7 protein-coding genes are annotated in these 10,737 nt (G+C 43.7%); 1 reads left to right on the top strand and 6 read right to left on the bottom strand.

Going from position 1 to position 10,737, the window contains the following annotated elements; all coding sequences use genetic code 11:
• Positions 1–40 precede the first annotated feature (40 nt).
• Positions 41–895, bottom strand: coding sequence for a hypothetical protein (locus COV43_07540; protein PIR24998.1), 855 nt, complete (start codon positions 893–895; stop codon positions 41–43).
• A 100-nt stretch (positions 896–995) separates the two neighbouring features.
• On the opposite strand from COV43_07540, the gene COV43_07535 reads away from it, so the two are divergent.
• Complete coding sequence (locus COV43_07535) at positions 996–2,519, top strand: anion transporter (protein PIR24997.1); 1,524 nt, start codon at positions 996–998, stop codon at positions 2,517–2,519.
• Between the two features lies 1 nt (position 2,520).
• Here COV43_07535 and COV43_07530 read toward each other — a convergent pair whose 3' ends face one another.
• The 5 genes from COV43_07530 to sucA form a co-directional block, all read right to left on the bottom strand.
• Complete coding sequence (locus COV43_07530; GenBank protein PIR24996.1) at positions 2,521–3,669, bottom strand: hypothetical protein; 1,149 nt, start codon at positions 3,667–3,669, stop codon at positions 2,521–2,523.
• 253 nt (positions 3,670–3,922) lie between these two features.
• Positions 3,923–4,561: a hypothetical protein gene (locus COV43_07525; protein PIR24995.1), complete on the bottom strand. Its 639-nt coding sequence runs from the start codon at positions 4,559–4,561 to the stop codon at positions 3,923–3,925.
• An 80-nt stretch (positions 4,562–4,641) separates the two neighbouring features.
• Entirely contained in the window at positions 4,642–6,039 is a 1,398-nt protein-coding gene (gene lpdA / locus COV43_07520) for a dihydrolipoyl dehydrogenase (protein PIR24999.1), read from the bottom strand.
• 230 nt (positions 6,040–6,269) lie between these two features.
• On the bottom strand, positions 6,270–7,523 hold the full coding sequence (locus COV43_07515) for a dihydrolipoyllysine-residue succinyltransferase (protein ID PIR24994.1): 1,254 nt from the start codon (positions 7,521–7,523) through the stop codon (positions 6,270–6,272).
• Positions 7,524–7,538: 15 nt separating this feature from the next.
• A complete protein-coding gene (gene sucA / locus COV43_07510) occupies positions 7,539–10,259 on the bottom strand; it encodes a 2-oxoglutarate dehydrogenase E1 component (protein ID PIR24993.1) in 2,721 nt (906 codons plus the stop codon).
• Positions 10,260–10,737: the final 478 nt, after the last annotated feature.

Raw genomic sequence — 10,737 nt, 5'->3', positions numbered from 1 at the left:
TTTTGTTGAGCCTCCGAAAAAACACACCGCTCAAGGTCCGCTATCTTGAAAAAATGGGTTTTTCAGGGGGAACTACATCTCCTGGCAATCCCTTCATCTGTTCAGCCCAGGCGAGTAATCCCTTTTTTGCTGAGTTCCGCACTTTTTTATCAGCATCAAGAAGGCCAAGTTGGAAAAGGATTTCTCTTTCCAGAAGATCATCTCTGCTCACGGGATTTCCAAGTGCTTTGCTGGTGAGGGTTTGATAAGCCACGGCGCGCTCTACAGCATGGTCTGCGCTTAAAGCTGCATAATCGAATGCTGAAGTGTCTGGCCTAGTAAGAGTCCTCAGAATTGTTGAAGTTCGTGCTGCTTCTGAAAAGTGTGTCTGGAGAGTGCTGCGTGTTGGTGCAGCAATGTCTTCCGGAGCCGTGAGAAGAAAAAGAAGAAGGCTAATGTGCAGACGCTTGAAATGAGTGTCTTTCATAAAGGCTTTTTTGGTTGAATCTGATTCAGTTTCAAGTATTGCACCATCAAAACGCGACGTCCCTTCAGCAATTTTTTTATCAAAGTGCCACAAAGCATTGCGGCCAGTGTTCCATTCGGCACGTGTCAGATTTCTTCCAACAAAGCTTGAAGTGAAAAAAGTGAGATCCGCTGCGTTGGCATGTGGGCCGCTTGCAATCTGTGTTGCAAGATGGCGAGTTTCATTGCCGATGGCAAATGGCGTTCTGGCAGAAGCAGGAAGCGAAAATGGCCCTGAAAATGTAAAAGGAGTTGAAGCTGTTGCGAGCATTATGTTTTTTACCTCTCCTTCATTATCGTCAGATGCAAGCAAAAGTTGCGCTTCAGCAGTAGGGGACGGTTCTACCTTTGCAACGCTTTGATATCTTTTGAGATATTCCTTCAGTTGCAAAATCTCAAGTCGCCTCAATTTTAATAAGTATTTTAAATACCTACAAGGGCAGAACCGTCCCCGAAATTGATGTGTATCAGCTTGATATGACAGTGAAAAAATGATGTTTAGAGTGCTCTTTCTTTCTAAAGGACATTTCATGAAAAATATTGTGATTACTTTTCGCCGCTTTCTGATGATAGCCGCTCCGCTTGTGGCTTTCCTCATTGCGTTTGTGCCTGATCTTGGTAGTGAGCTTTCGCTTTCACACTCGGGAAGAGCCACCATTGCCATTATGATTTGGATGTCGCTGTGGTGGATTTTTGAAGTGATTCCCGTTGCGGCAACGGCACTCATTCCGCTGGTGTGCTTTCCCCTTTTTCACGTGATGCCTTTGCAAGATGCGGCCAGCCCTTACGCAAACCGTTTAATTTTTCTTTTTTTGGGTGGCTTCCTTATTGCCATTTGCATGCAGCGCTGGAATTTGCACAAGCGCTTTGCCTTGCTGGTGTTGAAGTGGGTGGGCACGAATCCCTCTCATCTTATTGCAGGTTTTATGGGGATCACCGCATTTTTGAGCATGTGGGTTTCAAACACAGCGACGGTGGTGATGATGTTGCCCATCGCAAGCAGCATTATCAAGCTGGTGAAAGAAGACGAAGCGTGCGCGCTTTCAGAAGAAAATGAAAAAAATTTTTCGCTCTGCCTTTTGTTGGGGCTTGCCTATTCTGCTTCTATTGGTGGGCTTGGAACTTTAATTGGAACGCCACCAAACGCTTTGTTGGCGGCATTTCTCCAGCAGCGCTATGGATATGTCATCAGCTTTAGTGCGTGGATGCAATTTGCGCTTCCCTTGGTTTTGCTTTTCATTCCTGCTGTTTGGTTTGTGCTCACAAAAATTGTTTTCCCTTTACGCATAAAAAATATTTCCCTTGGAAAAGAAATCATCGAACGAGAACTTGTTCGTTTGGGAAAAATTCGACCTCAGGAAATCGTGATCATTGTTGTGTTTGCGACGTGTGCATTCATGTGGATGTTTCGCCCAGTTTTGACAACATTTTTTCCAGCGCTTGCAGGTTTAGACGATGCTGCCATTGCCATTATTGCAGCTCTTCTTCTTTTTCTCATTCCTGCAGGAAGAGGAAAGCGACTTTTGGAATGGCAAGATACACACGAACTTCCGTGGAATGTCTTAATTTTGTTTGGTGGCGGTTTGAGCATGGCGCAGGCCATTAGTGTGAGTGGTGTTTCAGAATTTATTGGTCACATTGCGGAAAATTTTTCTCAGTTTCCACTTATCGTTTTGATGGTGGTGATTGTTGCTATTGTAATCGCTCTCACAGAGATGGCCAGCAATACCGCAACAGCAGCTGCTTTGCTGCCAATCATTGCTTCTATTGCTGAAGGTGTTGGAGTGAGTCCGCTTGTTTTGCTGGTGCCGGCTGCGGTTGCTGCCAGCTGCGCATTTATGATGCCTATCGCCACTCCGCCGAATGCGCTTGTGTATTCATCTGGAAAAGTTCGCGTTACGCAAATGATTAAAGCTGGCATGTGCGTGCATCCCATTGGGATAAGTTTGATCACATTGCTTAGTTATTTTGCTTTGGCGTTTCTCTTGGGTGGAGATCTTACAGTGATGCCGTAGCTTAGAAACGATCCAAAAATGTTCTTCCTTCTTTACTGAGCTGAGTGAAATTTTCGGGAGTAATAATAAGAGGGTGAACTTTTTTAAATTGTTTGGCGAAAGCATCCAAGCCTGAATGTGTTTTTTTCCTTCCAGACTTTACTTCTATTGCAAAAAGTTTTCCTTCTTCTTGGTAAATGTAATCAACTTCATTATTGCCCTGCCTCCAATAAAAAAGTTTTCCTGGAAAACGTTTGCATTCAAGCCCTACTGCCAATTCAAAAAGTCTGCCAGTTTGTTCTGATTCTTCGGGTCTGGCAAATTGGACAAGTGCTGGACAGAGCGGGAGAATTTTTGGAGATGAACCTTTGCGAAGGACAGCTTTGTTCGAATATTTTTCGAGCGTTTTTATCAGATAAGCACCAGCATAAAGTTCAATGTAATGTTTCACGAGTTCAACATTACCTTTTTCTTGCAACTGCCCCAAAAGCTTGTTGTAGCTTATTTCGCGGGCAGGGTAAAAACACAAAATTTCAAAGGCTTGACGAAACAAAGCTGGTGAGCGGACCTGCGAAAACATAAGAATATCTTTTCCAATAACGGTTTCTATAATGGAATCTTTCAAAAAAGTTTTCCATCGTTCTTTATTTTTTAAGTAGTCATAGCTTCCAGGATAACCACCATATTTCAAATAATCTTGTAAGTTCATTTTGTGTATTTGATTGGATTCATAATAATTCCAGTGAGGTACATGAATGAGTTCGAAGCGACCAGTGAGGCTTTCTGTAAGACCTTTTTGCATTTGAAGAGAACTTGAACCCATTAAAATTATTTTGAGCGAATTTTTTTTCTGGTGTGTTTGTTCATCCCATAATTTTTTTATGGTTTCTGACCATTGTGGAATTTTTTGAATTTCATCAATTGCAAGAATTGTATTGGTACCTTTACTTTGAGCTGCTTGCCATTGTTCTAAAATCCAAGATGAACTTGCGCTGAGAACATCATCTGCTGAAATGTAGTGTTGGGGTTGTTTGAGCTTTTTTAGGCATTGCAAGAGACCTGTTGTTTTTCCAACTTGACGAGGACCGAGGATTACTTGAATTTTAGGCTTTTTTTCAAGGAGTCTTTCGTGGAGGGTTTTTACGAAAGGCAATTCAAAGGAAGTTTTCATTTTGATAGCTTAAGCTATAATTTTTTATAGGTCAAGCTATAATTTTTGATAGCTTAAGCTATAATTTTAGTATTCCTCAATGCTGCGCTGCAAATAAATCTGGATGTGTGCTGTGGAGATAAGCATAAAAGGCAGACACAAGTGGATGAACTCCTCCAACAGTTCCACTAAAATGCATGCCGATGTTGAGAGCGTTTACAGGCGTATATGCAGCACCTGGCCTTCTTTTAATTCTACCTGAGCGAAAATTGACTCAGGTTTTAGCTTTCCGTGGCTGAAATGTTGCGTTGGGGTCGCTGGTATAAAGATTAAAGTTGGTTGAACTACTTGGATTTATGAGAGCGGGATTTCCAACTAAGGTATTTACATCGTAGCTTTCTAGATCATCTCTGTCTGTTTCCAAATACAATAAGTGTGCGCTTAAACCTGGAGCTTGATGATAAAACATGCTCAAGGCCAATTGTACTGCGGCTTTTGGAAGAATGGTTTCATTTGTGCCTTCGTTTATCGTTCGAGCAAGTGCTTGAAGATGTGTGTCTTGTTTTTTATCAACGAGGGAGAGAAGAATTCCCAATAAAAATTTGTCGAGTCCGATGATAAGTGTTGTAAGTGGTGTCGCTGTTAATGCACCATCTCTTCGCGGATATTCAGAAAAAAGATCAATTTTGAAGTGAGCATTTCTTGCGGTGAAGTTTGTAAACAAAGCATCTACTACATTACTTCTTCCATATTGTGATTCTATTCGCACAAGCCCATTTCGTGTTGTTCTGCTTTGTGGGCTGGGAGATCGCATTCCACAAAGATTTACGGGAGATGCCATTGGAAACGCAAGCGGCAATCCTGCGTGAGCTGGTAAAAACAAATGAGCTGGTGTTACTGGTGATGCGGTCATGGTGATTTCCTTTTTAAAAACATTTTCTCGTATGAGAAAATGGATGCTTCATTTTTTTGTCTCCCCCAAGACTTTTACTTTTACATATGAATCATTCCAGATCCTAAACCTAAGGCGGCTTCTTTTACAGACTCTGCAAGGGTTGGGTGGGCGTGGATGGTAAGTGCAATGTCTTCGCCTGTTACACCAAATTCCATTCCAAGGGTTAATTCTGCAATCATATCTGATGCGCGTGGGCCGATGATGTGCGCGCCGATGAGGCGGTCTGTGGTTTTGTCGGCGATCAGTTTTACGAAGCCGTCTTTTTCGCCCATGGAAATAGCGCGGCCGTTTGCCATGAACGGAAACTTTGCGGTTTTGTAATCGATGCCTTGTTCTTTTGCTTGTTCCTCGGTGATGCCCACGCAGGCTGCTTCTGGCCAGGTATACACTGCGGCAGGAATGGTATTGTAATTCATTTGAGTGTGATGCCCAGCGAGTTGTTCTACCAGTGCAACACCTTCTTCACTTGCTTTGTGCGCAAGCATTGGTCCGTCAATGACATCACCAACGGCGTAAACACCTTCGAGATTTGTTTTCCAGTTTCCATCTACTTTGATGCGGCCTTTTTCGTCGCGTTCGATGCCAGCTTCATCAAGGCCCAAGCCATCGGTGTAAGGTTTTCGGCCAACAGAAACTAAAACGTAACTTGCGTTTAAAGAAGAAACTTCACCGTTTGCATCTTCAACACTTACTTCCACTTCATTCTTTTTTGCTTTGGCAGACTTTACTTTTGTGGAAAGCATGAAAGTCATGCCTTGCTTAGAGAGCACGCGCTGCAAGGCTTTGCTGATATCGCTGTCCATTCCAGGAGTAAGGCGATCAAGTGCTTCAACAACAGTTACTTTTGTTCCAAGTCGCATATACACAGAACCCATTTCAAGGCCGATGTATCCACCGCCAACAACGATCAAGCTTTCGGGAATTTCGGTAAGAGCAAGAGCTTCGGTTGAGCTAATAATGCGATCACCAAAAGGAAGTGATGGAATTTGAATAGGTGCGCTGCCAGTTGCAATGATGATGTTGCTTGCTTGCAACTCAGTTTTTTCTCCAGCTTGATCTACTTCAACTTTTCCGGTGCCAAGAATTTTTGCGGTTCCTGAAAAATGCGTCACTTTATTTTTTTTGAAAAGTCCACCAACACCTGATGTGAGCTGCTTTACCACGCGGTCTTTTCGTTCGATCATTTTTTTGAAGTCGATGCTTACTTTTTCAATGCTGATGCCATGATCTTTTGCTTTGTGCACAGCTGTTTCGTAAAGTTCAGATGACTCCAGCAAAGCCTTGCTGGGTATGCATCCTACGTTTAGGCATGTTCCGCCAAGGTATTGCTTTTCAACGCAGGCTACATTCATTCCAAGTTGTGCTGCTCTAATTGCGGCAACATAACCACCAGGGCCAGCGCCGATAACAATGAGATCAAAAGTGTGTTGAGACATGATAAGTTCCTTTTTTTGTAATTTTTTCATTCTTGTCATCACGAGGAGCGTCGCGACGTGGTGATCTCCATTTTGTCATCCTCGCGAACGCGGGGATCCATAATTCGAATTTAATTTCATTTTCAAAACCTCTGGATCCCCGCGTTCGCGAGGATGACAACAAAGAAAATTGTCAGAGGAGATTGCTACTCCGCCAGAGGCGGATCGCAATGACAAAGAAAAATGTTTTTTTAACCCAAAGTTTTTTCGTCAATAATTAAACTTGGATCTTCCAAGCTTTCTTTTACGCAGATTAAAAACTGCACCGCATCTTTTCCATCGATGAGACGGTGGTCGTAAGAGAGTGCAATGTACATCATGGGGCGCGCTACAATGCTGCCATCATCTAAAACAACAGCTCTGTTTTTAATAGTGTGCATCCCTAAGATGGCCGTCTGTGGCATGTTTAAGAGCGGTGTTGAAATAAGGGAGCCAAAAACCCCGCCGTTTGTAATGGTGAACGTGCCACCTGTCATTTCAGGAATAGAAAGTTTTCCGTCGCGTGCTTTTGCAGCAAGAGCTGCAAGTTCGTTGTCAAAATCAATCCAGCTCATATTTTGAACATCGCGGATAACCGGAGCGACCAAGCCTTTCTCGGTGCTAACAGCAACTGAGATGTCGACGAAGTCGCGCTTGATAATTTCTTCGCCAGTAAAAGTTGAATTGACAATGGGATATGTTTTCAAAGCTCTTGCGCAGGCAAGGCCGAAGGCTCCCATAAAGCCGATGCGGGCGTTGTGTTTTTCAAGCACTTTGTCTTTGTATTTTTTGCGCAAGTTCATGATGGCGCTCATGTCTACTTCGTTGAAAGAAGTAAGAATGGCGGCAGTGTGTTGCGCAGCAACAAGATTTTCTGCAATTTTTTTGCGCATTCTGCTTGCGCGTTCAGCTTTTTCACCACGCGCAGCATCAACGGTGTAAGTATAAAAACTTTTTGGCTGAGCAGTTGGCGTAGATGCTGGAGCAGGAGCTTGTGTTGAAGGAATATGTGCTGCACGTGAAATATCTTCTTTTGTAATGGTGCCGCGAGGACCGCTTCCAGCAATGTTTTGCGGGTTAACACCTAGGTTTTGAGAAAGATTTCTTGCCGCAGGTCCCATTCTTCCTTGGTTTGAAGTAGGGAGATTTGCATTCGCATGCTGTGCGGTTTCATTGCCATTGCTACTTGTTTTTTCAGTGATTGATTTCTCGCTTTTTTCTGAAGCGCTTACGCTGTCATCGATAGTGGCAATAACTTGGCCGATATCCACTTTATCTTCGTTGTTGGCAAGGGTTTGCAAGCGGCCGGAAACTTCAGCTTCAAGTTCAAAGCTTGCCTTTTGGCTTTCGAGGTCAACGATGACTTCGCCTTTTTCTACGTAGTCGCCGTTTTGCTTTTTCCATTCACCGATAAAGGCTTCGTTTACTGATTCGCCAGCGCTAGGAACTTTCACTTCGTGTTTCATACAATCCTCTCAAGTCTAAAGGTCTAAGGCCCTTGCTACAATTTGAAGTTGTTCTGCTATGTGCACATGCAAATATCCGCCAGATGGGCTTGCTTGGGCAGGGCGACCCACATACTTAAGTTTGCGAGGCCCGTCAAGCAACGGCGAAAGGTGGTGATGCATAAACCAGAAGCCGCCCATGTTTTGAGGCTCTTCTTGGCACCACACAATTTCATTTGCTTTTGGATATTGCTGAAGCAGTTGTTTGTAGCGATCTTCCGGGAAGGGATAGAATTGTTCAACGCGCAAGATGGGAACGTGAACGTTGTTTTCTTCACGTTCTTTTAAGAGTTCGTAATATATTTTTCCGGAACACAAAATAACGCGTTTTGCTTTTTTCAATTCTTTTGCTTTCACATCATCAATCACTTCGTGAAAATGTCCTTCGCTTAAATCTTTTAATGATGACACGGCGTGAGGATGTCGCAGCAAACTCTTTGGTGACATCACAATAAGCGGAATGCGAATGTTTCGAAGTATTTGTCTTCGAAGTGCGTGAAAGTATTGCGCAGGTGTTGTGAAGTTGCACACTTGAATGTTGTATTGAGCACATGCTTGCAAAAAGCGCTCGAGCCTTGCTGATGAATGTTCTGGACCTTGGCCTTCATATCCATGCGGAAGCAACATCACCAAACCGCTGTGACGTTTCCATTTTTGAGCTGAACTCACAATAAACTGGTCGATGATAATTTGTGCGCCATTTGCAAAATCTCCAAACTGCGCCTCCCAAATCGTGAGTTTGTGCGGGTTTGCCAGGCTTTGGCCAAATTCAAAACCTAAAACTGCATATTCTGAAAGCAATGAGTTTACCACTTCATAATCAGCTTGCTCTTCGCCAAGATGGTTAAGAGGAATATATTTTTGTCCGTTTTTGATGTCGCTTACAACAGAGTGGCGATGAGAAAACGTTCCGCGTTCGCAGTCTTGACCAGAAAGACGAATAGGATGATTTTTTTGAAGAAGACTTGCAAAAGCAAGAGCCTCGGCAAAACCCCAATCAATACCCTTTTCCCCAGAGAGCATTTCTTTTCTGTCGGAAAGAAAACGTTCAATTTTTGGATGAGCAGAAAAAGTGCTTGGCAATGTAGTAAGTGCTTCGCCAAGTTTTTTTAAACTTGATTCTGGAACATGGGTTTCAACTTTAGAGAAGATGTCTGGTGCGGTTGGTTTTTGAAAGGCACTCCAGACATTGTCGAACGCATCGTTGATGGGAAGAATGTCTGCTTTTTTTGATTCAACAAAAGCTCCTTCATGAACTTTTTCAATTTCATCAAAAATAGCCTTTGCCTCTGTGGTGCTTAAGCTGCCTTCATTTGCCAAGCGTTGTTGATAAAGGGCGCAGACGCGAGGATGATTTTTAATTTTGGTGTAGAGCACAGGTTGTGTGAAAGAAGGTTCGTCGCCTTCGTTGTGGCCGTAACGACGATAGCCAATGAGATCGATAAAAACATCGCGTTTGAAAGTGTTTCTAAATTCAAGAGCAAGTTCAAGACAGCGAAGTGCAAGTTCTGGTTCGTCCGCATTCACTTGAAAAATGGGCACTTCCAGCATGCGTGCTAAGTCAGTTGCATGTGGCGTTGATCTGCCTTCGCTTGGAGAAGTGGTGAAACCAACTTGGTTGTTTACGACAATGTGAATGGTTCCGCCAACAGTGTAGCCTTTCAAGTCTGACATGTTGAGCGCTTCGTAAACACAACCTTGACCAGCAAAAGCTGCATCACCATGCATCAGAAGAGGAATGGTTTTGATTCGTGTGTCATCGTTTCGTTGTTTTTGCTTCGAACGGACAATGCCCATCACCACTGTGTTTACGGTTTCGAGGTGACTTGGATTACTGCAAAGAGATAAGTGAACTTTTTTTCCAGACAGTGTTTGGTAGTCCGTTGAAAATCCGTGATGATATTTTACATCGCCATCGCCGGGGTTGTTTCCCGTTTGCAAATTTCCTGCAAACTCAGCAAAGAGCGCTTTCAGATCGCGTCCAAAAATATGGGTTAAAATGCTAAGGCGTCCGCGATGCGGCATGCCCATAATGATTTCGTTGGTGCCTTGCTCAGCCGCCTTGTTGATGAGGTAGTCCAGCATGGGGATGAGCACGTCGTTGCCTTCAACCGAAAAACGCTTCTGCCCCACAAACCGTTTGTGGACGAAGGTTTCAAAGGTTTCGGTTTCTGCAAGTTTTCGAAAGGCTTGTTTTTTCCATTCTTGCGTAAGGGGCCGCGCAAACACGCTTCGTTCCACGCGTTCCTGTATCCATTTTCTGCAAATGGGATCTTCGATGTGGCCATATTGAACCGCAAGTGGCGAGCAATAGGCTTGTCGCAAGGCTTGTAAAATTTCGCCCACGGTAGAGTGAGGAAGGCCAACGAATTGACCAGCCAGACTTGGTTTTGCCAAGTCATCTTCAGTGAGTTCAAATTGAGAAAGCTCTAAAAGAGGATGCGCTCGTTTGCTTCTGTCCAGTGGATTTACGTCGGCGATGAGATAACCAAGCTCGCGATAGTCTTGAATCATTTTCAGCACTTTGATTTCAAAGGTGACGCTTTCGCTGGAAAGCTGCTTTTTTTCGCCGCCATCCGCAAATTGCACGCCCTCAAAAAATGCGCGCCAAGTGGGTTCGAGCTCGTGGGGATTTTGCTCGAACTGGTGAAGCATGCTGTCGATGTATTCGCTGTTGAGTTGATTGAGGTAATTCATAAAGTAGGAACCCCGGTGAAAAATATGTAAGTTATTGAAATTGTTATATAAGTTAAAACACTGGATAGAGCCTCTTACCTAGGCCCCCTGAATTGTCCAAAGTGAGAGATTAGTCAAGATTTACTTCTTTGTTTTCAGGCGTTTGAGGGGAGGTGGTGGGGTAGTGATTCTTTTAGCTCTTTGTCATTCCCACATACTGTAAGTGGGAATCTCATCGGACAATTTTGTTTGTCATCCTCTGGCTTGACCAGGGGATCCAGAATTCATTGTCATCACGCTTGTCCGCCAACGTTTTAGTGGAGGAAGGAGCGAAGCGACGTGGTGATCTCAATGTTTTCAATTGTTAGAGGAGATCCTTCGTTCACTCAGGATGACAAAGAGTTGTGAGAATTGCTGGATCCCCTAAATTCACAAACGAAGTGCAACACTTTATGGATAAGGTGTTGCCATGGGAACCTACTACAAACAACTATCGTTG

The sequence above is a fragment of the Deltaproteobacteria bacterium CG11_big_fil_rev_8_21_14_0_20_42_23 genome (assembly GCA_002796345.1).
In the GTDB taxonomy this organism is placed as follows: Bacteria; UBA10199; UBA10199; order 2-02-FULL-44-16; family 2-02-FULL-44-16; genus 1-14-0-20-42-23.
The sequence above is the reverse complement of the archived record's forward strand: the minus strand, read 5'-3'. Positions and strand labels throughout refer to the sequence as shown.

Bases quoted from the DNA above. Each gene is read 5' to 3' on its own strand.
- COV43_07525 (PIR24995.1), bottom strand. From the start codon at position 4,561: ATGACCGCATCACCAGTAACACCAGCTCATTTGTTTTTACCAGCTCAC.
- lpdA (PIR24999.1), bottom strand. From the start codon at position 6,039: ATGTCTCAACACACTTTTGATCTCATTGTTATCGGCGCTGGCCCTGGT.
- COV43_07515 (PIR24994.1), bottom strand. From the start codon at position 7,523: ATGAAACACGAAGTGAAAGTTCCTAGCGCTGGCGAATCAGTAAACGAA.
- COV43_07535 (PIR24997.1), top strand. From the start codon at position 996: ATGATGTTTAGAGTGCTCTTTCTTTCTAAAGGACATTTCATGAAAAAT.
- COV43_07530 (PIR24996.1), bottom strand. From the start codon at position 3,669: ATGAAAACTTCCTTTGAATTGCCTTTCGTAAAAACCCTCCACGAAAGA.
- sucA (PIR24993.1), bottom strand. From the start codon at position 10,259: ATGAATTACCTCAATCAACTCAACAGCGAATACATCGACAGCATGCTT.